The sequence below is a fragment of the Ruminococcus sp. RTP21359st1_H3_RTP21359_211015 genome, assembly GCF_040909065.1.
GTDB classification, from domain to species: Bacteria; Bacillota; Clostridia; order Oscillospirales; family Ruminococcaceae; genus Hominimerdicola; species Hominimerdicola aceti.
Genome location: NZ_JBDGDD010000004.1, coordinates 56,514 through 78,656, shown reverse-complemented (window position 1 = coordinate 78,656; position 22,143 = coordinate 56,514). Strand labels below are relative to the sequence as shown.

Sequence of the window (22,143 nt, the reverse complement as noted above, 5' to 3'; positions counted from 1 at the left end):
AGAAAGGAATGTAATACTATGGCAAACTTTGAACCAACAGAGGCACAGGTAGACAACCTTATCGGACTTCTTGACGGATATGCTGAAAAAGGCGGTCATCACCTTAATGTAAATGTACTTAACAGAGAAACTCTTCTGGACGCTCAGGCTCACCCTGAGAAGTATCCACAGCTCACTATCAGAGTTTCAGGCTACGCTGTAAACTTCGTAAAGCTTACTAAGGAGCAGCAGGACGACGTTATTTCAAGAACGTTCCACAAGAGCCTTTAATTTGAGCTTTGCCGCATAGAATGAGTTTCTTTGCGGATAATATGCACACGGGCGGTCGGCGTCGTCTTACATGGAACTTCTTGTTTTATGTGGAGGGGAGCTGCCGCTCGTTTGTTACTTTTTGTGGATAGGTGTGCGGTGATATAAATTTGTGAGCGAGCAGAAACGGGACGTCGAGGGCGCCGTCCCCTACAGAATGGTTTGTGCAGGCTGAACGGGCGTGCGTTCATGCGAAATAAAAAAGGAGGGATATCCCATGGAGGGATTTATACATTCTACGGAAAGCTTTGGTACGGTGGACGGACCGGGGATAAGGTTTGTTATTTTCTTTCAGGGTTGTCCTATGAGATGTCTTTACTGCCACAATCCTGATACTTGGAAGATAGGCACTGGTACAAAGAGGACGGTTGAAAGTCTGCTGGCGGAATATGACTCGGTAAAAGAGTTCATGAAAAACGGCGGAATTACCTGCACGGGCGGTGAGCCTCTGGTACAAATAGACTTTGTGACGGAGCTTTTTGAAAAGGCTAAGGAAAAGGGGATACACACTTGTCTTGACAGCTCGGGCATCACTTTTACGCCTGACAGCACGGAAAAGTTTGAAAGGCTTTGCAAATGCACTGACCTTGTTATGCTGGATATCAAGCATATTGACCGTGAGGAACACAAGAAGCTTACTGGGCATTACAATGACAACATTCTTGCGTTTGCGAAGTTTTTGTCGGAGCATGGTGTGCCTATATGGATACGTCATGTTGTTGTGCCGGGTATCACGGACAAGGAAGAATACCTTTTCAGGCTGGGCGAGTTTATCTCACAGCTCAAGACTTTGAAAGCGCTTGACGTTCTGCCTTACCACACTATGGGCAAGGTAAAGTATGAGCAGCTCGGTATAGATTATCCTCTTGGTGACACGCCGCCTCTTGACAAGGAGGACGCTGTTAAGGCGAGAGATGTTATCATGAGAGGGCTTAAAGCGGCGTTGAAAAAGAGAAAATAGGCTTTGCATAAGCCGTAAAAGCGGGCGAACGCTGTTCGCCCCTACAGATTATATTGGGTCATTTTAATACGGGCAGGCTTTGGTCTGCCTGTTTTTTTGTGTAAAAGTATATATTTTTCTCGACAAGTTTTTGAAAATATTCTGCATATTTGGATAATTGACGGCAGGCTTAAAATATGGTAAAATGAATGAGTAAGAAATACAGCAATAGAATATTGTCAGGACAGGTTTATATTGGAAACGCACATTCTCTGAATGATAACGAACAACACAGCGTCTGCGAAAGGGCTGTAGGTTTGATATCATAAGGAGGATTTTTTTATGCCAAAGAATTTGTTTCAGGAGATAGTTTTTACGGTGCTGATGGTGTTTGTGATGGTATATGCCATGATATGCTACAACATTGCACTCAACATGGGCGGAATGTCAAATGCCGTATTTCTCAAGGCGTTTCACGAGCTTGTGATAATGGCTCCGATAGCTTTTGTTCTTGACTTTTTTGCTGTGGGAAAGATAGCAAAGAAAAAGGCTTTCAGCATTGTTGATGTGAGAAAGGATAATCCTTTTCATCTTGTGCTTGCCATATCTGTTATCTCTGTTATTTTTATGTGCCCACTCATGAGCCTTGCGGCTACGCTGCTTTTTAAGGACGCAGGCAGGGAAGTTATTGCGGTATGGTTAGAAACAACGGCTATGAACTTTCCTATGGCTCTTTGCTGGCAGCTTTTCTTTGCAGGTCCGATAGTTAGATTCGTCTTCGGACTTATTTTCAGAGAACGTGAACAGAGAAGCGGGGCTGTATCTGCAGCTGCGGAATAAGGTTTTTACGAGTGGACTTCAGTCTGCTCGTTTTTTATTTTACACTGAAAAATAAAAACTAAAAAAAGTGTTAAAAGCCTTTACAAAGGCAGGCGGTTGTGTTATAATAGTAATCGTAAAAATTTGCGTGAAAAAGGAGGAGCTTATAGTGCAGAAGGCGTATCTGATTTTGGAGAACGGTACTATTTTCGAGGGTAAAAGTTTCGGCGCAGCTGGCGAAGCTATTGGCGAAATTGTTTTTACTACGGCTATGACAGGCTATCTCGAAACACTTACTGACCCTAGTTACTACGGACAGATAGTTGTTCAGACATTTCCGTTAATTGGTAACTATGGCGTTATTCCTGAGGATTTTGAAAGTGAATGTCCTCATGTTAAAGCTTATATTGTTAGAGATTGGTGTCAAGAGCCTAGCAACTTCCGTTGTGAGGGTGATCTTGACACTTTTTTAAAGCAGCATAACATCGTAGGTCTTTACGGTATCGACACTCGTCAGCTCACAAAGATAGTTCGTGAGTCGGGTGTTATGAACGGAAAGATCGTTCCTGAGGGTTCAAGTTTCGGACTGACAGATCTGAAGAACTACACGATAGTTGAGGCTGTAAAGAACACGACCTGCTCGGAGGAGAAAACATTCGAGCCTGAGGGCGAGGTCAAGAGAAAGGTAGTGCTTTACGATTTTGGTGCAAAGCACAACATTGGAAGAGAGCTTGTCAAGAGAGGCTGCGAGGTAACTGTTGTTCCTGCATACACAAAGGCAGAGAGGATAAAGGAGCTTGCACCTGACGGCATAATGCTTTCAAATGGACCTGGAGATCCTGCGGAGAATGTGGAGATAATCGAGGAGCTTAAAAAGCTTTCTGAGATGAAGATACCTACTTTTGGAATTTGTTTGGGCCATCAGCTTTTGGCACTTGCACATGGTGCGATGACACACAAGCTGAAGTATGGTCACAGAGGTGCGAACCAGCCTGCTGAGAACACTGAAACAGGCAGAGTTTACATAACATCACAGAACCATGGATATGCAGTAGAGAACGATTCGCTCCCTGAGGGTGAAGCAAAGGCGCTTTATGTAAATGCCAATGACGGCACTTGTGAGGGTATCAGATATCTCAACGAGCCTGCATTTTCTGTACAGTTCCACCCAGAGGCTTGTGGTGGTCCGCATGATACTGATTTCTTGTTTGATGAGTTTATTGCGCTCATTGACACTAACAAGAAATAAGCTCTGATTTTTTGAAGTATAGAAATTATTGATCTCAGTTTCTGCAACAGTAGGGGCGAACAGTGTTCGCCCGTGGCTGACGGAATGTGTTTGATATGACTATTGTAGTGTTCATTATTCGAGCGGCTTTTATATGGGGCGGTCGTGATAGTGAACGGGCGAACGCTGTTCGCCCCTACATTATGTTTTACTGAGGTCGTTAAGCTTTAACACAGAGGGCTGCTGGGTGCGGTTTTCGAGAGTGTGAGAAGGGATAACTCCTCACTCCTCACTCCTCACTTTCAGCGTTTCTCTAAACTTTTCAGAAAGGATTGAATTTAAGTGCCTTTAAATAAAGATATAAAACGAGTTCTCGTTATCGGCTCGGGTCCTATCGTTATAGGTCAGGCTGCTGAGTTTGACTATGCAGGTACACAGGCTTGCCGTGCGCTCAAGCAGGAGGGTCTGGAGGTTATTCTTATAAACTCTAACCCTGCTACTATCATGACGGACAATGCTATGGCTGACAAGATATACATTGAGCCGCTTAATCTTGAAACTGTTAAGAGAGTTATCAAAAAAGAACGCCCTGACAGCCTGCTTTCTACCCTTGGCGGTCAGACGGGTCTTACGCTTTCTATGCAGCTTGCTAAGGAGGGATTCCTTGACAAGTATAATGTAAAGCTTCTTGGTGCTAACCCTGAAACTATCGACAAGGCTGAGGACAGACAGATGTTCAAGGACACTATGGAGTCTATCGGTCAGCCATGTATCCCGTCTAAGGTCGTTAATACTGTTGAGGACGCTGTAGACTTCGCTAATCAGCCTGGTATCGGTTATCCTCTTATCATCAGACCTGCTTTTACACTTGGCGGTACAGGCGGCGGTATAGTTAATGATGAAGAAGAACTGAAAGAGATCACAAGAAACGGTCTTTATCTTTCACCTATCACTCAGGTGCTTGTTGAGAAATGTATCGCAGGCTGGAAAGAGATCGAGTTCGAGGTAATGAGAGATGCTAAGGGCAACGTTATCACTGTTTGCTCAATGGAGAACTTTGATCCTGTTGGTGTTCACACAGGCGACTCTATCGTTATCGCTCCTGCTGTTACGCTGGCTGATAAGGAATATCAGATGCTCCGTTCCGCAGCTTTGAAGATAATCGATACTCTTAAAGTAGAGGGTGGCTGTAACTGTCAGTTCGCTCTTAACCCTGATAGCTTCGAGTATGCTGTTATCGAGGTAAACCCTAGAGTTTCACGTTCTTCCGCACTTGCTTCTAAGGCGACAGGTTATCCTATCGCTAAGGTCGCAGCTCAGATAGCTATCGGATATACTCTTGACGAGATAAAGAATGCTGTAACAGGCAAGACCTATGCTTGCTTTGAGCCTGCCCTTGACTATGTTGTTGTTAAGCTCCCTAAGTGGCCTTTCGACAAGTTCGTTTATGCTAAGCGTGAGCTTGGTACACAGATGAAGGCTACAGGTGAAGTTATGGCTATCGGCTCTACTTTTGAGCAGGCTATAATGAAGGCTGTAAGAGGAGCTGAGATAGGTCATGACTGCCTTATCTCACCTAAGATGCTTGACCTTGATGACAAGACTATCCATGACAGACTTTCTGACTGCACAGACGAAAGACTTTTCGTTGTATACGAGGCTCTCAGACGTGGAGTTTCTGTTGATGAGATACACAGCATCACTAAGATAGACGAGTGGTTCCTCTACAAGCTTTGCAAGCTTATCGACATGGAAAAGACGCTCAAGAATGACTTCAATGAGGAAACTTATCTTGAAGCTAAGAAGATAGGCTATACTGATAAGGTCATCGAGAAGATAACAGGCAAGAAGATAGAAAAGCCTGTTCATGCTGTATTTAAAATGGTTGATACCTGTGCGGCTGAGTTTGCGGCTATGACACCTTACTTCTACTCAACATATGACAACGAGGACGAGGCAAGCGAGTTCATTGCAAACAGGGGTCATGACAGAAAGACTGTTATAGTATTCGGTTCAGGTCCTATCAGAATAGGTCAGGGTATCGAGTTCGACTATGCGTCAGTTCACTGCGTATGGGCTTTGAAAGAAAAGGGCTATGACGTTGTTATCGTAAACAACAACCCTGAAACTGTTTCAACTGACTTTGATACTGCTGACAGACTTTATTTCGAGCCTCTTACTGACGAGGACGTTATGAACATCATCAGAGTTGAAAAGCCTGTTGGCGTTGTTGTGGCATTCGGCGGACAGACTGCTATCAAGCTCACAAAGCACATGGCTGAACATGGTGTAAACATTCTGGGTACTCCTCCTGACGCTATCGACGCTGCTGAGGACAGAGAGAGATTTGACGAACTGCTTGAACAGCTTAAGATAAAAAGACCGCAGGGCTTCACTGTCATGACTTGTGACGAGGCTCTTGAAGTTGCAAATAAGATACACTATCCTGTTCTTATGAGACCGTCTTACGTTCTCGGCGGACAGAACATGATAATCGCATTCAACGATGACGATATCAAGGAATACATGGCTATCATTCTCGACCAGGGAATAGAGAACCCTGTACTTATAGACAAGTACCTTATGGGTACTGAGCTTGAGATAGACGCTATCTGTGACGGCGAGGATATCCTTATCCCTGGTATCATGGAGCATATCGAGAGAACAGGTATCCACTCAGGCGACTCTATTGCGGTTTATCCTGCATGGAACGTTTCTGATAGCCTGATAAACAGAATTATCGAGTGCTCAAAGAAGCTTGCTATCGCTCTTAACACAAAGGGTCTTGTAAACATTCAGTATATTGCATACCATGACGAGATATATGTTATCGAGGTAAACCCACGTTCTTCAAGAACTATCCCTTATATCTCTAAGGTAACGGGCGTTCCTATGGTAGACCTTGCAACTAAGTGTATGCTTGGCGAGAAGCTGAAAGACATGGGCTACGGCACTGGTCTTTACAGAAATTCACCATATGTTGCCGTTAAAGTTCCTGTATTCTCATTCGAGAAGCTTATCGGCGTTGACAACCACCTTGGACCTGAGATGAAGTCAACAGGTGAGGTACTTGCAGTTTCTAATTCTCTTGAAGAGTCACTGTATAAGGGCCTTACTGCTGCTGGCTACAAGCTTGGCAAGAAGGGCGGAGTATTCATCACTGTCAGAGATTCTGACAAGGGCGAGATACCACAGACGGCTAAGATGTTCGCTGATCTTGGATTTAAGATATACGCTACAAACGGCACTGCTAAGGTGCTTCACGAGCACGGCATTGACGCTGAGGTAGTGGCAAAGATACACGAGAACGAGGACAACAACACTCTTACACTTATCGAGAGCGGAAAGATAGCTTATGTTATCTCCACTTCTTCAAAGGGAAGAATACCTACAAGAGATTCTGTTAAGATAAGAAGAAAGACAGTTGAGTGGAACATTCCTTGTCTGACTTCTATCGACACTGCAAACGCTATTGCGGCATCTATCAGAAGTAAATACACTGAGTCAACTACTGAGATAGTTGATATCAACAACATGAGAACTGAAAAGCAGACATTTGAGTTCACAAAGATGCAGGGCTGCGGCAATGACTACATCTACTTCAACTGCTTTGACCAGAGAATAGACAATCCTGAGGGTCTGGCACTCAATCTGTCTGACAGACACTTCGGTATCGGCGGCGACGGTGTTATCCTTATCTGCCGTTCAAAGGTCGCAGACGCTAAGATGAGAATGTTCAATCTTGACGGTTCTGAGGGCAAGATGTGCGGAAACGGTATCAGATGCGTTGCTAAGTTCATGAGAGATAACGGCATTGTTGACAAGGACGAAATGACTATCGAAACACTTTCGGGAATCATGACAGTTTCACTTATCCGTCACTACGGTGAGGTTAGCGGTGCGACTGTAAACATGGGCAAGGCTATTCTTGCTCCTCACCTTGTTCCTGTTGACCTTGAGCCTGACGAGAACGGCAGGGTAGTTGACAGAAAGGTGAACATTGCAGGAAATGACTACAACATCACCTGCGTTTCAATGGGCAACCCACACGCTGTTGTATTCATGAACAATGTTGACAGCCTTGACATTGACAAGGTAGGTCCTGAGTTCGAGCATGACAAGATATTCCCTGAGAGAGTGAACGCTGAGTTCATCAAGGTGATCGATGACCACACACTCAAGATGAGAGTATGGGAGAGAGGCTCCGGCGAAACTTGGGCTTGCGGCACCGGTGCTTGTGCAGCAGCAGTTGCGGCTGTTCTTAACGGATTCTGCAAAAAGGACGAGGAAATATCTGTTATACTTAAGGGAGGCACTCTTAAGATAAGATACACAGACGAGGCTGTATATCTTACAGGCGACGCTGTAACAGTATTCTCAGGTCACATCGTAATGTAAATTTCGCAGCGGACACTGCGTTAAAAAAGCGGCAGCCGCAGAGCGTTTTGAATGTGCTTTGCGGCTGTGTGCGTTTTATAAGTTTGACCCGTGAAACTTCGGGTCGCAAAAATGAAAAGGAGTTGGAATTATGCCAAGTATCAACGAAAATTTTCTCAAGCTGGAAAAGAACTATCTTTTTATAAACATTGCCAAGAAGGTAAAGGCCTTCACTGAGGCACACCCTGAGGCTGACATCATCAGAATGGGTATCGGCGACGTTACTCAGCCTATCGCAAAGTGCGTTGTTGAGGCAATGAAAAAGGGCGCTGACGAAATGGGCGTCAAGGAAACATTCAAGGGCTATGAGGACAGCGGTGCAGGATATGACTTCCTGAAAGAGGCTGTTGCAGGCTACTACAAGAGCTTCGGTGTTGACATTCCTGCTGACGACATCAGGATAAACGACGGTGCAAAGTCTGACTGCGGAAACATTGTTGACATTTTCGGTGACGACAATGTAGTGCTTATCACAGACCCTGCATATCCTGTTTATGTTGACACAAACCTTATGAACGGCAGAAAGGTAATTTATGCTGATTCAAACGAGGAGAACAACTTTGCGGCTATGCCTGACGAGAACGTAAAGTGCGACATTATTTATCTTTGCTCACCTAACAATCCAACAGGTTCTGTTTACACTAAGGAGCAGCTTAAAGTTTGGATAGACTATGCAAAGAAGAACAACGCTATCATCATTTACGATTCTGCATACGAGGCATTCATTACAGAAAAGGACGTACCAAGAAGTATTTTTGCTGTTGAGGGTGCAAAGGAATGTGCTATCGAGATGTGCTCACTTTCAAAGACTGCCGGCTTTACCGGTATGAGATGCGGATATACAGTTATCCCACACGAGCTTGTTGTTAAGGCATCTGACGGCAGCGAAGTATCTATCGCTCAGCTTTGGGGCAGACGTGAAGGCTCAAAGTTCAATGGTGTATCATATCCTGTTCAGTGTGCTGCTGCGGCTGTATTCACTGAGGAGGGTCAGAAACAGACAAGAGCAAACATTGAATACTATCAGAACAACGCAAAGGTAATGGCTTCCACACTTGACGAGCTTGGTATCAAGTACACAGGCGGCAAGAACTCGCCATACATTTGGCTGAAATGCCCTAACAACATGGGCTCATGGGAGTTCTTTGATTATCTTCTTGAGAACGCAAATGTTGTTGGCACACCTGGCGCAGGTTTTGGCAAGAACGGCGAAGGCTGGTTCAGACTTACTGCTTTTGGTGACAAGGACAGAACTGTTGAGGCTATGGAGAGAATAAAGAAGCTGCTTTCTAAGTAGTGAGGAGTGAGGAGTGAGGAATTATTCTTGCTTTTACTCTGATATTCTCGGATAGGTTTTATATGATTTTAAAAGGGCGGTTTTGACCGCTCTTTTTTGTTCGCAAATTCTACCGCCGCAAAATGAGATAGTAAAAGCGGTGCAGAGTTTTTTACTCCGACACCGCTTTGTTATTTGCTTTAGTTTGTGTTTCTTCTACTTGGTAGTGGCTCTTTGCTAGGTTTGGCTATGCCATTCCTCACTCCTCACTTAGCCTACACCTTTATTCTCCGATACTCTCCCGGAGTCATATTTTCATACCGCTTGAATACCACAGAGAAATAAGATCCGTCCTGAAAGCCGGTTTCATCTGATATCTCGCCTATGGTCTTGTTGGAATACACAAGCAGATCCTTTGCGTGCTGTACCCTTACTTGCGCAAGATACTCCATAGGTCTGAGCTGAAAATTTTTCTTAAAAAGTCTGCATAAGTGCTGCTCGGATACTCCTGCGATTTTTGCAAGCTCGTTAAGCTTTATTTGCTCCGGATAATGCTCTTCAATATACTGCAATACGTCTGCCAAGGCAACAGATTGTGCGGTATAAAATGACGAAAGCCTGTTATCAGCTATTTTACGATATTCTATAAGAAAGTCGTAAAGCTGTGCTGAAGCGTAATGATTGCCATAAAGCTTATCACTTTTCAGAGTATAATAGATGCGTGTTATGATACGGCGTAATCTGTCCATATCTACCCCTTGAATGGCGGTGAACTTATTAAGCTTCCACTGCTCCAAGAGGGGAATGACCTGTGAGCCGGAAAAGGCTATCCAATCCAGATACCACGCATCGCTTAGGGCATGATACTCATGTGGACAGAATGGGGGGATATAGAAAACAGTATCGGGCGGTATTTTTGTGGTTTCTCCGTTTATTATGACCTCGCCCTCCCCTGAGCGTGACAAAAATATTTGTGGGTACTCATAGCCATCTGCACGTTTTATTGGAAACTGCCAGCTTTCAAGTCCCAGACCTACCACATAAAAGGGCAGGTTTTTTTCGTCGCCTATGACGGGATATATCTGTTTATACATTATTCTGCACCCCCAATATACATATCTTTATAATACCACTGGGTTTGGGGTTTGTCAAGATAAAACTATTCTTTTGCTGAGCTTTTAAAGAAAAGCGAAAAGATAAAGGCGAATGTCATGGCTGCAGTTATGCCTGCGGCGGAGGCGGTAAGTCCCCCTGTGAAAATGCCTAGGAAGCCTATTTTATCTATCTGTTCACGGACACCGTTATAGAGAAGATAGCCGAAGCCCGTGAGAGGTACAGTTGCGCCACAGCCTGAGAGGTCTATAAGTGGCTTATAAAGTCCCAGCGCACCCAGAAGCACGCCGCCTGTGACGTATGCCACCAGTATTCGTGCGGGGGTCAGTTTTGTGAAGTCCATAAGCACCTGTCCTATGGCACAAAAAAGACCTCCTATAAGAAAAGCCCATAGATAGTCCATTAGTTTGCTCCTTTCATATCTTTTTCCCCTGACAACCACACGAGATGTGAGATAGAGGGGATAGATTCTCCTTGCTGATTTACTGTTGGTGACATTAGCGCACCCGTGGCAGCAAAGAGGATATTTTTTATTTCACCTGCACGGAGCTTCGGGAGAAAATAGCCGCACAGAACGCTTCCTGCACACCCGCAGCCGCTTCCCCCTGCGTGGATATCCTGCTCGTCAAAGTCGTAGAGCATCATACCGCAATCTTTATGATTGTCACGGATATTTATATTTTCACGCTCGAAAAGCTCACAGAGAATACGGCTTCCAACTTTGCCAAGGTCGCCTGTGACGATATAATCGAAGTCGGAGGGGGTCATGCCTGTGTCGGTGAAAAATGTGCTTATGGTGGAAAAGGCTGCAGGTGCCATGGCTGCACCCATGTTGTTGGCGTCGCTCACGCCCAAGTCAACTATTTTTCCGATAGTACAGCCCCTGATGTAGGGGGGCTTGTCCGAGGGGGCAACCACCAATGAGCCTGAGGCTGTGGCTGTCCACTGAGATGTGGGAGTACGCTGTCCACCGTAGTTGAGGGGAAAGCGGTACTGTCTTTCAGCGGTGCAGAAGTGGGAGGATGTGACCGCCATTGCTTTTTTTGCCAGGTCGTTGTCAACGAAAAGAGAGGCGAGGAGAAGTCCCTCCGCCATGGTGGAGCAGGCTCCGTAAATGCCGAGAAAGGGCATTTCAAAGGCTCTTACGCCATAGGTAGTGCCGACACACTGATTTAGCAGATCACCGCCGAAAAGCACGTCTATATCCTCGGGGGAGAGGGCGGCTTTATCCAAAGCGTGAAGCACTGCCTGCTTTTGAAGCTGACTTTCGCCCTTTTCAAAGCTATCTGTGGATAAATAGGGATCGTCATTTATTTTGTCAAAATAATCGCCCAAAGGTCCTTCGTTTTCTTTTTTGCCGCCTATGGCTGCGAAAGAGATGACAGAGGGTGAGGTTTTCATAAGCTTAGTGGCTTTCATTTTATCACTCCTATTGATGAATATCGTCATTTGATGTTATTTTCTACATTGCAGATGAAAATATGCAAAAAAAGTTTGGCGTTTTAAACGTAAACTTAAAACTATCTTAAAATAAACTTGTTTTGATCTCAAAATCGTTGACATATTCACAAAAAAAAGATATAATTAAATAGTCGATTTATTGTTGATTATGTAGTGTTTTGTTAAGTGGTATGTGTGAAGGGAGGATATGTCCCGTCGGGGGCATAGTTTTAGATGAAGAAAAATGAAGATAAGCCGGTGGTCATAAAGCTTGACCGAAAAAAAATAAAGCAGTCGGCTAAAGGCAGGGTGAAGCGAAATTATATCGCCTGCATAGCAGTGTGCTTCATAATGGTATTTATTGCAGGAGAATATGGCTCGACCACGCAGAATGTGTCAAGCTATGATAATTCTCACGTTGCTGATCTTAAATATGACGCCGAAGATAAGGAAGAGATCATTGAGGATATGGTTAAAAATGGTCTTACGGCAGAACAGGTCAGTGACAAGTGGCAGATAGATAATCCTGACGCTGTAAAAAAGTGGTTGGACGCTTATAAAAAATACGGAGTTGACGGGCTAAATTCAAAGGAAGTCACGTTCTTTGGTTCATCAAACGACACTTCTAATCTGGAAGCACTGGCAGACGCTTTTTCTTTTAGCCGAAATGCAAAGAAAAAGGCACAGACCTATCTTAATGACAGGCTCAATAATTTTACAGCCTCTGCTTCGGTTTATTTTGACAGTGCAACAAGCTCTAATTCCTATCAGTTTTCATTGCTTACGGCGATAATGAATGTTTTAGGAAAAAAATCCACATGGGATACTATAGTTTCATTTGTGTATTTTATTTTCCAGTTGATGTTCACCATATTCATAGTGAATGTGCTTTGGGTATGTGAGAGAAGATTTTTCCTTGAAAATCACACATACAAGAAAACGAAGATAGGCAGACTAGGCTTTCTTTTCCGCGAGAGAACGCTTCACCCCGCAAGGACTATGTTTGTAACCAGCATATATCAGACCTTATGGGCGTTTACTATCGTGGGATATCCTATAAAACATTATGCCTATTCAATGGTACCGTTCATATGTGCGGAAAACCCTAACATCAAGACGAGAAAGGCAATAAAGCTTTCTATTGCCATGACTAGGGGATACAAGTGGCAGCTTTTCAAGGTGGATCTTTCTATGATAGGCTGGACACTGCTTTCGAGCATATCGTTCGGTGCGGTGGGAGTATTCTGGTCTAACCCATACACAACTGCGATAGACGCAGAGGTGTATTTACAGCTAAGGCGTGAGGCTATCAAGAACAAGATAGAGGGCTATGAGGAGCTTAATGACAAGCTGCTTGACCTTGACCTTCTGGAAGAGCTTATGGCTGAGGAAGCTGCACAAAAGGGCGAAAATCCTGACATTGTTAGAAGCATACCGATATGCACGGTAAAAGTGCCTGAAAATAATGAGAATGGGGGCGGTGAATAATGGAGAGAACGCTGACGCTTGACGATCTGCGGGAATTTGAGCAATACCCCGGTCTTGCGGTAGACAGAAAGGCGCATTTCAGCCGATTTGCCAACAAGACTATAGTTCACCGTGACTATCACAGAAACTATACACTAATGACGTATATACTGCTGTTTTTCATATTCGCATTTATAGGCTGGATATGGGAAGTGGGCATACACATCGTTGAGGACGGAGTTTTCGTCAATCGAGGAACCATGTTTGGTCCATGGCTTCCTATATATGGTTTTGGCGGTGTGTGCGGTATCATACTGCTGAAGCGGTTCATAGACCACCATGTGGCGACTTTTTTCCTTGTTGTGGGGTTATGCTCGGTGGTCGAATACGTAACGAGCTGGTATCTTGAAACGTTCAAGCACATGAAATATTGGGATTACACGGGATATTTCTGCAACATCAATGGCAGGATATGTCTTGAGGGAGCGTTGATATTTGGCTTTGCAGGCTGTGCAGGAATATACATCATGGCACCGTTTTTTGATGATCTTTTGAAGAAGATACCATTCAAGGCAAGGTTTGCGGCGTGCGTGATACTTGTTGTATTATTCTGTTGTGACGCTGTTTACTCAAAGGCTAATCCTAATCAGGGCAAGGGCATAACTGATTATGCGGCTTACAATCTGCCTTTTCACAGGGTCGTGGTTAGTGAGGAGCTAGGAGTTAGGAGTGAGGAATTATTATTGCTACACTCTGATATTCTCGGATAGGTTTGATATGATTTTTAGAAGGGCGGTTTTTGACCGTCCCTACGGATTTTTTGGGGATAGAAAAGCGGTGCAGAGTTTTCACTCCGACACCGCTTTATCTTTTGTTCTTTATTTAGTGCTTGTGATTTACTCGGTTTGGCTATGCCATTCCTCAGTCCTCACTCCTCATTCCTCATTTAATTAGAGTTTTAATCCAAAGCTTATTGATAATGCCGAATTTACTGCGGACATGGAGCTTACGTCAAGTGTTCCCATTTTCTCCTTTAGCCTTTTCTTGTCCAATGTACGGATCTGTTCCAACAATACCACGGAATCTTTCGCTAGTCCGCAGGTGCCGCCGCCAACTTCTATATGTGTCGGCAGTTTCGCTTTATCAAGGCGGCTCGTTATTGCCGCTGCTATCACTGTGGGTGAATGCTTATTGCCTATGTCATTTTGTACTATCAGCACCGGTCGCATACCGCCTTGCTCTGAGCCTACCACTGGGCTGAGATCTGCATAATATATATCGCCCCTGTGTACAGTCACTTGTAAACACTCCTATTCTATGGGCTTTCGCCTTGATTTGCAGGCTTTTGCTCCTGCTTGTTCCTATTATTGCCTTATTATCGGGGTATTATACCAAAGTATCTATTTTGTTACAAGGTGCAGGGCTGTTTTATTTTATGCGGCAGCAGTGCTTTGGGTGAAAAGTCAGTATTGGTTGACTTTTCACGGTCAAAGTGATATACTTAACATAGTAAATAAAGGCGTAAATGCCTTGAAAGGAATGATTCTATGAGCGAAGGCTGCACACATGATTGCGAAAACTGTGCTTCAAAATGCTCTGATAAAAAGAGCTTGAAAGAGGAGCTTAATGCTGCGAGCTCTGTGAAAAAGGTATATGCAGTAATGAGTGGAAAGGGTGGCGTAGGCAAGTCTTTGGTAACGAGTATGCTTGCAGTAACGGCACAAAGACGTGGTTTTAAGACCGCTGTGCTGGACGCTGACATAACAGGCCCGTCTATACCGACAGCGTTTAATATCCACGAGAGAGCTAATACCAATATGTATGGCATTATCCCTGCGGTGAGCAAGACCGGTATTGAGATAATGAGCCTTAATCTGCTTCTTGAAAATGAAACTGACCCTGTTGTATGGCGTGGCCCTGTTATTGCAGGCGCAGTGAAGCAGTTTTGGACAGATGTGGCATGGAACGACGTTGACGTGATGTTTATAGATATGCCACCAGGAACAGGTGATGTGCCGCTGACAGTTTTTCAATCCATTAAGGTTGACGGCATAGTTATCGTCACATCGCCACAGGAATTGGTTTCCATGATAGTCGAGAAAGCGGTGCATATGGCGGATATGATGAAAGTACCGGTGCTTGGAATAGTGGAGAATATGTCATATTTTGAGTGTCCTGATTGTGGAAAGAAGCATAATATCTATGGTGAGAGCCATGTGGACGAAGCGGCAGTGAAGTTTGGTATCGACGCTGTGGCGAAAATGCCTATAGACCCGAAGTTTGCGAAAGCTTGTGATAACGGTGAGATAGAAGAAGTCGAGGGCGGCTGGCTGGATTCCATTGCGGATAAACTTCTCGGTTAAAGTGAGGAGTGAGGAGTGAGGAATGGCATAGCCAAACCGAGTAAATCACAAGCATAAAGTAAAAGTCAACACCGAGCGAAGCGAGCAAAAGGTCCAGGGGCACGCCCCTGGTCAGGGTCAAGGGGTGAAACCCATTGTGGGTACAGGGCAAAGCCCTGTCGGAGTTTGAGGCAGAGCCTCAATAGGCGCAAGCCTACAAAAGCGGTGCAGAAAAGCAATAGAAGAAAAACAAACTAAAAGCAAAATCAAAGCGGTGTCGGAGTAAAAAAACTCTGCACCGCTTTTTCTATCCAATAGCACAACGTAAAATCCGCAAAGAGCGTAGCGATTTTGCGGCACAGCGAATTTGCCTGAAACTCTGTAGGGGCTGGCGTCCTCGACAGCCCGCTCGAAGCGGTAAGGTTTGATTATTCATGAATTTGTGTAGACGTGCCGTGTGCGGAAATGTTGTGCCGTACAGTGTTTTGAAAAATTATGCCGAACGTTGTGCGGATAACGTAGAATTGGACAGGCAAACGAGAAGCGGGACGTCGCATTTCTGCTTGCAGAAATTGCGCTGCTCCCCTACATGGTTTGTGAAACGCAAAGCATTGTGTGGATATCGCAAATAAAAAAGCAGGCAAGTCAGAAAACTGACTCGCCTGCTTTCGCTATATTCAGTAATTATTAGAAACCAAGAATGCCCTTGAAATCTTCAATAAGCTTCTCTTCCTGTGCTTCTGCATCAGCTCTTGTGTCGCCGATAGTTGTGTAGTATGCCTTGATCTTTGGCTCTGTGCCGGAAGGTCTGATTATTACACTTGCACCCTGCTCAAGCTTGAATGCGATAACATCTGACTTTGGAAGTGTAAGAACTGTCTTTGCGCCTGTTTCAAGGTTTGTTTCCTCAGATGCAAGATAATCTGCTATGTCTACTACCTTGAGTCCGCCAATAGCCTTAGGTGGATTAGCTCTTAGATCAGTCATGATTTCCTTCATTCTCTCCATTCCGCTTGCACCCTCGCACTGGAATGACTTCTGGCTGTGGAGATAGTTGCCGTACTTCTTGTACATATCTTCTCTTGCCTGAAGCAGTGAGATGCCCTTTGTTCTGTAGAATGCTGCCATTTCACAAATGAGCATTGAGCCTACTACTGCGTCCTTATCTCTTACATATGAGCCTGCAAGATAACCATAGCTCTCTTCAAATCCGAAGATATATCTGTCGTCCTGTCCCTCTTTCTCAAGGAAACCGATCTGCTCGCCGATAAACTTGAAGCCTGTGAGAACTTCTCTAAGCTCTACATTGTACTCTGCTGCTATCTTCTTGCAGATGTCTGTTGTTACGATAGTCTTAACAGCTACAGGGTTCTTTGGCATTGTGCCAAGAGCTGTTCTTTCCTGACAAATGTATTTGAGAAGCATTGCACCTACTTCGTTTCCGCTGAACAGAACATAGTTTCCGTCAGGGTCAGGTACTGCGATACCAACTCTGTCACAGTCTGGGTCTGTTGCAAGAAGAAGATCAGGCTTTACTGTCTTGCAAAGCTCAAGTCCCTTTGCAAGGGCTTCCTTTATCTCAGGGTTAGGGAATGGGCAGGTAGGGAAGTTTCCGTCAGGATTTTCCTGCTCAGGTACTACTGTTACTTCCTTTATGCCTATCTTCTTAAGGATAGCTCTTACAGGCTTGTTTCCTGTACCGTTGAGCGGTGTGTATACAACCTTGAGTCCGCTGTCTGCCACGAGGTCAGTATGTACACCCTGCTGTGCTACCTTGTCAAGATACTTGTCGATAACTTCCTGCTTGATATATTCGATTTTGCCTGACTTGATACCGTCCTCAAAGTCGATCACCTTTGCGCCGCCGAACATCTCAACTGCGTTGATCTTGCCGATAACTGTGTTTGCAACATCGAGTGTGATCTGACAGCCGTCCTCGCCGTAAACCTTGTAACCATTGTACTTCGCAGGATTGTGTGATGCAGTTATAACGATACCTGCCTGACATTTAAGCTCTCTTACAGCCCAAGAAAGCATTGGAGTCGGCATAAGCTCTGAATAGATGTATACCTTTATGCCGTTTGCAGCCAGAACCGCAGCAGCCTCCTTTGCGAACTTGTCAGACTTGATACGGCTGTCATATGCGATAGCTACGCTGCCGTTTTCAAATGCGCCGTTTACATAGTCTGCAAGACCCTGTGTTGCACGTCTGATAGTGTAAACATTAAGTCTGTATGCGCCTGCACCGATAACTCCTCTGAGTCCGCCTGTGCCAAATTCAAGATCTCTGTAAAATCTGTCCTGGATCGCAGCCTCGTCGCCCTCGATAGATTTAAGCTCTGTCTGGAGATCAGGATCGTCAACAGCCTTTTCACACCAAAGCTTGTAAAGTTCCATTTCTGTCATTGTTAAATCACCTCATATAAATATTTCGCTTATAAAATACACATTTCTATGGAATACATTATAGCACACTCCCATATTTATTTCAAGAGTTGTAACAGTTATTTAACAAATTCCTGCAACTATTTACAAATGAGTTTCCGGAAACATTTCGGGGCATAATGCTAATTTCGGGACAGGGTGAATATAAATATAAAAATAGTATATGTGAGAGGTGGAAAATGTGAAAATATTAAGGAAAATATGCTCGGCAGTGTTATGTGCAGCGGTGGCAGTGTTTATGGTGTGTTCGTTGGCGGAGGGAAAAGAAAAAGCAGGTGCGCTGTCAGCGGAGGACTTTGTGCCTGCGGACACTGTGGCGGTGAGCGATATTATAGAGGGGCTAACGGCTAGGTCTGCAGTGGTGACGGAGATGACCACAGGCAGGGTGCTTTTTGAAAAAGAGCCGCAGGAGCAGTGTGAGTGCGGTCACTATGCGAAGCTCATGGTGCTTTTGCTCACAGCAGAAAAGATAGACAGCGGTGAGCTTTCCATGAGCGACACGTCAGTGGTGTCGGAGTATGCCAACTCTCAGCAGGGCAGTCAGATATGGCTTGACAAGGGAGAGAAGATATCTGTGGAGGAGCTTATAAAATCAGTGTCTGCAGGCAATGCAAACGACGGCTGTGCAGCGCTTGCGGAAAAGGTGGCAGGCTCGGCAGACAAGGCGGTGGAACTTATGAACAGCCGTGCGAAAATGCTTGGCATGAATGGTACTGTTTACACTGATTGTACCGGCATGGGAGAGGGCAATGTTACAACAGCAAAGGACACGGCTTTGCTTTGTTCGGAACTTGCAAAATACAAAAATCTCACTCCTTACCTTACCTGCTGGCTTGACACTGTGAGAGACGGCAAGGCGGAGCTTGTAAATCTTAATAGGCTAGTGCGTACTTACAAGGGCGTAACAGGCATGAAAGCGTGGGGAAGTGAAAAGGCTGGGAGCTGTATTGCGGCAACGGCTGAAAAAGGGGATATGTCAGTATGCGTAGTGCTTAACGGCTGTGATTCGCAGGAGGATATGAATGCTGAGGCGAAGAAACTTCTGAACCTGGCGTTCGATACATATGAGATATACACCCCTGAACTTCCTGAGGATATGGTAAAGGAAACTGTGGTGTGCGGAGGAGAGGAGCTTTCTGTGGAGCTTGCTCCCAAGGGGCTTTATCCTATAGTTATACCGAGGGGAACATATCGTATGGTGGAGTGCGATTTTACGGCAGAGGAGAAGCTTGACGCACCTGTGAAAAATGGCGAAACTGCGGGAAAAATAAGATACACCATGGGCGGCGAGGTGATATTAGAGGGAAAGATAGTCGCCTGCAAAGAGGTGAAGAAAATGAATTTTATCTGCGGCATAAAAAAGCTTGTGTACAATTTGCTGAGTATGTAATATTATATTTGTTTAAAATGCACAAAAGATGATTTCGCTTTATAAAACTCTTGAAATGTTCACAAAAATATAGTATAATTTATCTAGTATTAGCGGAGGAACGTGTTTTATGGTATCACGCTCTCCGATAGGTAAGGAAAGGAAATGAAGGATAATGTCATTAAAGCTTAACACAAAGTATCTTGAGGGTTTTGTAAGTGAACATGAATACGAGGGTATGGCTGCGCAGGTAACTGCAGCTCATAACACTCTGGTGAACAGAAACGGTCTGGGAAATGATTTTCTCGGCTGGGTAACACTCCCTGAGGATTATGATAAGGAAGAATTTGCAAGGATCAAGGCTGCTGCCGCAAGAATAAAGGAAAAGTGCGATGTTCTCATCGTTATCGGTATCGGCGGTTCTTATCTTGGTGCAAGAGCTGCAATCGAGCTGCTCAAGTCGCCATTCTACAACAATCTTAAAAAGGATACTCCTGACATCTATTTTGTCGGAAATAATATCAGCTCGGCTTACCTCAACGAGGTGCTTTCAATTTGCGAGGACAGAGATATCTGCGTAAACGTAATTTCAAAGTCGGGCACAACAACTGAGCCTGCACTTGCTTTCAGAATTTTCAAGAAGCTTCTTGAAGATAAGTATGGCAAGGAAGAGGCTAAGACAAGAATTTTCGCCACAACTGACAAGGCTAAGGGTACTCTTAAGCAGCTTTCTGACGAAGAGGGCTATGAGACATTCGTTGTTCCTGATGACGTTGGCGGAAGATTTTCAGTTCTCACAGCAGTTGGCCTTCTCCCTATCGCAGCAGCAGGCTGTGATATCGACAAGCTCATGGCTGGCGCAAGAGAGGGTATGAAGAAGTATTCTGCTGATGATAACAACGATTGCTATAAGTATGCAGCACTTAGAAACATTCTCTACAGAAAAGGCAAGAGCGTTGAGATGCTCGTTTCATATGACCCTTCATTCACAATGATGGGCGAGTGGTTCAAGCAGTTGTTCGGCGAGAGCGAGGGCAAGGACGATAAGGGTATATTCCCATCTGCCGCTACTTTCTCTACAGACCTGCACTCACTTGGTCAGTTCATTCAGGACGGCTCAAAACTTATGTTTGAGACAGTTATGCACATCAAGACACCAAAGAGCGACCTGTTCTTGGAGCCTGACAAGGATAATCTTGACGGACTTAACTTCCTCACAAATCAGAATATGTCAGTTGTAAATGAAAAGGCATATCAGGGTACTATCCTTGCTCACACCGAGGGCGGCGTTCCTAATATCGTTATAGATGTTGATAAGCTCGATGAGGAAAACCTTGGCGAGATGATCTACTTCTTTGAGAAGGCTTGTGCTATCTCAGGTTATATGCTTGGTGTAAACCCATTCAATCAGCCGGGCGTTGAGAGCTACAAGAAGAATATGTTCGCTCTTCTCGGCAAGCCGGGTTATGAGTCACAGAAGGCTGAACTCGAGGCTAAGCTGGGCTAATATCCTAAAGGCAGAACAAAAGGAAATTTTGAGCGTTTCCCCTTCGGGGGTCTGCTCTTAAAATAAATGCTTTAATAAGCGGAACGGAGAGTTTATATGATTAATTTGATTCCAGGTAAAAAGGGCACAGGCAAGACTAAGATACTTGTTGATTCTATCAAGAAGGCTGCTGAAAATGCTACAGGCAACGTTGTTTGCATCGAAAGAGGTATGCAGCTTACCTATGACCTTCCTCATAATGTAAGATTGGCTGACGCTGAAGAATACGGTATCAACAGCTTTGACAGCTTCTATGGCTTTGTTGCAGGTCTGATGGCTGGCAACTATGACATTCAGGAAGTTTTCGTTGACGGTATCCTGAAGATCGGCGGCAGAGATTATGACGCTCTTGGCAATATGCTTGAAAAGGTAGCAGTTCTCACAAAGGACGTAAACGTTACTTTCACAGTATCTGCTGATGTTGATGAGCTGCCTGCAAAGGTAAAGGCTTTCATCAAGTAAGGCTTTGCGCTTCGTTTATTGGTATTTTGATAGCAAAAACGAAAAAATTGAAAAAAAGTATTGACAAATCACGTTTCTCAGGTTATAATGGAATTTGTGATGTTTGAGGTGCAAGTATGAATGTACAGTTGAAGGAACTTTTCGATATAATCGGAGAGCGAAAAACGATCGATTATTCCATAACAGCAGACAAGCTGTCGGAGTATGGCGGATATTCTTTTGCATCGCCCGTTGCGGTAACAGGTGAGATAGAGAACAGGGCAGGGGTGGTAACGCTCAGGTTCAAGACTGTTTTTACTATGGATCACACCTGTGACAGATGTCTAAAGGAGTTCAGCAGGGAGTATGTTTATGACTTTGAACACACTCTGGTGAGAAGTGTTCAAAGCGACAGGGACGATTATGTGGTCTGCGAGAACAATACTCTTGATCTGGACGAATTAGCTATTTCAGATTTGTTGTTACAGCTGCCTACAAAAATTCTTTGCAGGGATGACTGCAAGGGTTTGTGTTACGTTTGCGGACAGGATTTGAATGAGGGCAAATGTAACTGCTCTTGACGGGAAATAGCTGAACAGACTATAATGATTTTACTGACGAGGAGGTGCCAGAATGGCAGTACCAAAGAGAAAAGTATCCAAGGCTAGACGTGACAAGAGACGTTCAGCAGTTTGGAAGCTTGACGCACCTGCACTTTGTAAATGTTCTAACTGCGGTGAGCTTACTTCACCACACAAGGTTTGCAAGAATTGCGGTTATTATAAGGGCGTAGAGGTTATCAAGAAGGAAGCATAATTTTTGATAAGCACATGGAGCAGAATGACTTAGGTCGTTCTGCTCTTTTTTGTTGTAGCAGTGAAAAAGGCGGGCAAACGCTGTTCACTACTACATATTTGTAGTAAAAATCTATGGAATGTGGGTGCTGTATTTCTCGTATGGTTGACAAAACG

Annotated in this window: 19 protein-coding genes; 14 read left to right on the top strand and 5 right to left on the bottom strand. The window is 44.5% G+C overall.

Translation table 11 applies throughout. The features are described 5' to 3' along the window. The first annotated feature begins 18 nt into the window (after window positions 1-18). The 6 genes from grcA3 (at window position 19) to AB5Z01_RS02805 (ending at window position 9,030) form a co-directional block, all read left to right on the top strand. Window positions 19-270 carry an autonomous glycyl radical cofactor GrcA3 gene (grcA3, locus tag AB5Z01_RS02830; RefSeq protein WP_022287416.1) on the top strand — a complete coding sequence of 84 codons (252 nt, stop codon included), beginning with the start codon at window positions 19-21 and terminating at the stop codon, window positions 268-270. Between the two features lie 256 nt (window positions 271-526). After that, on the top strand, window positions 527-1,270 hold the full coding sequence (pflA, locus tag AB5Z01_RS02825) for a pyruvate formate-lyase-activating protein (protein ID WP_117878014.1): 744 nt from the start codon (window positions 527-529) through the stop codon (window positions 1,268-1,270). A gap of 321 nt (window positions 1,271-1,591) precedes the next feature. After that, entirely contained in the window at window positions 1,592-2,089 is a 498-nt protein-coding gene (locus AB5Z01_RS02820) for a DUF2798 domain-containing protein (RefSeq protein WP_287216186.1), read from the top strand. 145 nt (window positions 2,090-2,234) lie between these two features. After that, window positions 2,235-3,317, top strand: coding sequence for a carbamoyl phosphate synthase small subunit (locus AB5Z01_RS02815; protein WP_287216192.1), 1,083 nt, complete (start codon window positions 2,235-2,237; stop codon window positions 3,315-3,317). Between the two features lie 321 nt (window positions 3,318-3,638). Next, entirely contained in the window at window positions 3,639-7,694 is a 4,056-nt protein-coding gene (gene carB / locus AB5Z01_RS02810) for a carbamoyl-phosphate synthase large subunit (protein ID WP_368365317.1), read from the top strand. A gap of 130 nt (window positions 7,695-7,824) precedes the next feature. Continuing rightward, window positions 7,825-9,030 carry an LL-diaminopimelate aminotransferase gene (locus tag AB5Z01_RS02805; RefSeq protein ID WP_041337153.1) on the top strand — a complete coding sequence of 402 codons (1,206 nt, stop codon included), beginning with the start codon at window positions 7,825-7,827 and terminating at the stop codon, window positions 9,028-9,030. A 254-nt stretch (window positions 9,031-9,284) separates the two neighbouring features. Here the strand turns inward: AB5Z01_RS02805 and AB5Z01_RS02800 are convergent, their stop codons facing one another. The 3 genes from AB5Z01_RS02800 to AB5Z01_RS02790 all read right to left on the bottom strand — a co-directional run bounded on the left by AB5Z01_RS02800 (window position 9,285) and on the right by AB5Z01_RS02790 (window position 11,541). Continuing rightward, window positions 9,285-10,103 carry an AraC family transcriptional regulator gene (locus AB5Z01_RS02800; protein ID WP_051706839.1) on the bottom strand — a complete coding sequence of 273 codons (819 nt, stop codon included), beginning with the start codon at window positions 10,101-10,103 and terminating at the stop codon, window positions 9,285-9,287. 65 nt (window positions 10,104-10,168) lie between these two features. Then, the gene (gene spoVAE, locus AB5Z01_RS02795; protein WP_041337154.1) at window positions 10,169-10,525 is read right to left on the bottom strand and encodes a stage V sporulation protein AE; all 357 of its coding nucleotides are present in this window, start codon (window positions 10,523-10,525) and stop codon (window positions 10,169-10,171) included. Next, a complete protein-coding gene (locus AB5Z01_RS02790; RefSeq protein ID WP_041337155.1) occupies window positions 10,525-11,541 on the bottom strand; it encodes a stage V sporulation protein AD in 1,017 nt (338 codons plus the stop codon). The genes spoVAE and AB5Z01_RS02790 overlap by 1 nt, the downstream gene beginning before the upstream one ends. Before the next feature lie 255 nt (window positions 11,542-11,796). Here AB5Z01_RS02790 and AB5Z01_RS02785 point away from each other — a divergent pair, with 255 nt between their 5' ends. Further along, the gene (locus AB5Z01_RS02785; protein WP_368365316.1) at window positions 11,797-13,050 is read left to right on the top strand and encodes a DUF975 family protein; all 1,254 of its coding nucleotides are present in this window, start codon (window positions 11,797-11,799) and stop codon (window positions 13,048-13,050) included. Then, window positions 13,050-13,799: a putative ABC transporter permease gene (locus AB5Z01_RS02780; protein ID WP_051706846.1), complete on the top strand. Its 750-nt coding sequence runs from the start codon at window positions 13,050-13,052 to the stop codon at window positions 13,797-13,799. The genes AB5Z01_RS02785 and AB5Z01_RS02780 overlap by 1 nt, the downstream gene beginning before the upstream one ends. A gap of 180 nt (window positions 13,800-13,979) precedes the next feature. Here AB5Z01_RS02780 and AB5Z01_RS02775 read toward each other — a convergent pair whose 3' ends face one another. After that, window positions 13,980-14,327, bottom strand: a complete 348-nt coding sequence (locus AB5Z01_RS02775; RefSeq protein ID WP_022287405.1) for a type II toxin-antitoxin system PemK/MazF family toxin — start codon at window positions 14,325-14,327, stop codon at window positions 13,980-13,982. Between the two features lie 249 nt (window positions 14,328-14,576). Here AB5Z01_RS02775 and AB5Z01_RS02770 point away from each other — a divergent pair, with 249 nt between their 5' ends. After that, complete coding sequence (locus AB5Z01_RS02770) at window positions 14,577-15,392, top strand: Mrp/NBP35 family ATP-binding protein (RefSeq protein WP_041337156.1); 816 nt, start codon at window positions 14,577-14,579, stop codon at window positions 15,390-15,392. Window positions 15,393-16,058: 666 nt separating this feature from the next. Here the strand turns inward: AB5Z01_RS02770 and AB5Z01_RS02765 are convergent. After that, window positions 16,059-17,777 carry a phospho-sugar mutase gene (locus AB5Z01_RS02765; RefSeq protein ID WP_117903725.1) on the bottom strand — a complete coding sequence of 573 codons (1,719 nt, stop codon included), beginning with the start codon at window positions 17,775-17,777 and terminating at the stop codon, window positions 16,059-16,061. A gap of 220 nt (window positions 17,778-17,997) precedes the next feature. On the opposite strand from AB5Z01_RS02765, the gene AB5Z01_RS02760 reads away from it, so the two are divergent. The 5 genes from AB5Z01_RS02760 (at window position 17,998) to rpmF (ending at window position 21,988) form a co-directional block, all read left to right on the top strand. After that, window positions 17,998-19,206 carry a D-alanyl-D-alanine carboxypeptidase family protein gene (locus tag AB5Z01_RS02760; RefSeq protein ID WP_287215691.1) on the top strand — a complete coding sequence of 403 codons (1,209 nt, stop codon included), beginning with the start codon at window positions 17,998-18,000 and terminating at the stop codon, window positions 19,204-19,206. A 154-nt stretch (window positions 19,207-19,360) separates the two neighbouring features. Continuing rightward, on the top strand, window positions 19,361-20,692 hold the full coding sequence (locus AB5Z01_RS02755) for a glucose-6-phosphate isomerase (RefSeq protein ID WP_195220134.1): 1,332 nt from the start codon (window positions 19,361-19,363) through the stop codon (window positions 20,690-20,692). A gap of 96 nt (window positions 20,693-20,788) precedes the next feature. After that, a complete protein-coding gene (locus AB5Z01_RS02750) occupies window positions 20,789-21,193 on the top strand; it encodes a hypothetical protein (protein WP_022287400.1) in 405 nt (134 codons plus the stop codon). Window positions 21,194-21,309: 116 nt separating this feature from the next. Further along, on the top strand, window positions 21,310-21,753 hold the full coding sequence (locus AB5Z01_RS02745; protein ID WP_022287399.1) for a DUF177 domain-containing protein: 444 nt from the start codon (window positions 21,310-21,312) through the stop codon (window positions 21,751-21,753). Between the two features lie 52 nt (window positions 21,754-21,805). Further along, window positions 21,806-21,988 (top strand): 50S ribosomal protein L32, encoded by a 183-nt coding sequence (gene rpmF / locus AB5Z01_RS02740; RefSeq protein ID WP_022287398.1) that lies wholly within the window; start codon window positions 21,806-21,808, stop codon window positions 21,986-21,988. The last annotated feature ends 155 nt before the right edge of the window (window positions 21,989-22,143 follow it).

What these genes read in the sequence shown, in the direction of transcription:
- grcA3 (WP_022287416.1), top strand. Translation starts at nt 19, where the DNA reads ATGGCAAACTTTGAACCAACAGAGGCACAGGTAGACAACCTTATCGGA.
- AB5Z01_RS02770 (WP_041337156.1), top strand. Translation starts at nt 14,577, where the DNA reads ATGAGCGAAGGCTGCACACATGATTGCGAAAACTGTGCTTCAAAATGC.
- AB5Z01_RS02785 (WP_368365316.1), top strand. Translation starts at nt 11,797, where the DNA reads ATGAAGAAAAATGAAGATAAGCCGGTGGTCATAAAGCTTGACCGAAAA.
- AB5Z01_RS02750 (WP_022287400.1), top strand. Translation starts at nt 20,789, where the DNA reads ATGATTAATTTGATTCCAGGTAAAAAGGGCACAGGCAAGACTAAGATA.
- AB5Z01_RS02820 (WP_287216186.1), top strand. Translation starts at nt 1,592, where the DNA reads ATGCCAAAGAATTTGTTTCAGGAGATAGTTTTTACGGTGCTGATGGTG.
- pflA (WP_117878014.1), top strand. Translation starts at nt 527, where the DNA reads ATGGAGGGATTTATACATTCTACGGAAAGCTTTGGTACGGTGGACGGA.
- AB5Z01_RS02780 (WP_051706846.1), top strand. Translation starts at nt 13,050, where the DNA reads ATGGAGAGAACGCTGACGCTTGACGATCTGCGGGAATTTGAGCAATAC.
- spoVAE (WP_041337154.1), bottom strand. Translation starts at nt 10,525, where the DNA reads ATGGACTATCTATGGGCTTTTCTTATAGGAGGTCTTTTTTGTGCCATA.
- AB5Z01_RS02745 (WP_022287399.1), top strand. Translation starts at nt 21,310, where the DNA reads ATGAATGTACAGTTGAAGGAACTTTTCGATATAATCGGAGAGCGAAAA.
- AB5Z01_RS02755 (WP_195220134.1), top strand. Translation starts at nt 19,361, where the DNA reads ATGTCATTAAAGCTTAACACAAAGTATCTTGAGGGTTTTGTAAGTGAA.
- AB5Z01_RS02765 (WP_117903725.1), bottom strand. Translation starts at nt 17,777, where the DNA reads ATGACAGAAATGGAACTTTACAAGCTTTGGTGTGAAAAGGCTGTTGAC.
- AB5Z01_RS02805 (WP_041337153.1), top strand. Translation starts at nt 7,825, where the DNA reads ATGCCAAGTATCAACGAAAATTTTCTCAAGCTGGAAAAGAACTATCTT.
- AB5Z01_RS02800 (WP_051706839.1), bottom strand. Translation starts at nt 10,103, where the DNA reads ATGTATAAACAGATATATCCCGTCATAGGCGACGAAAAAAACCTGCCC.
- rpmF (WP_022287398.1), top strand. Translation starts at nt 21,806, where the DNA reads ATGGCAGTACCAAAGAGAAAAGTATCCAAGGCTAGACGTGACAAGAGA.
- AB5Z01_RS02790 (WP_041337155.1), bottom strand. Translation starts at nt 11,541, where the DNA reads ATGAAAGCCACTAAGCTTATGAAAACCTCACCCTCTGTCATCTCTTTC.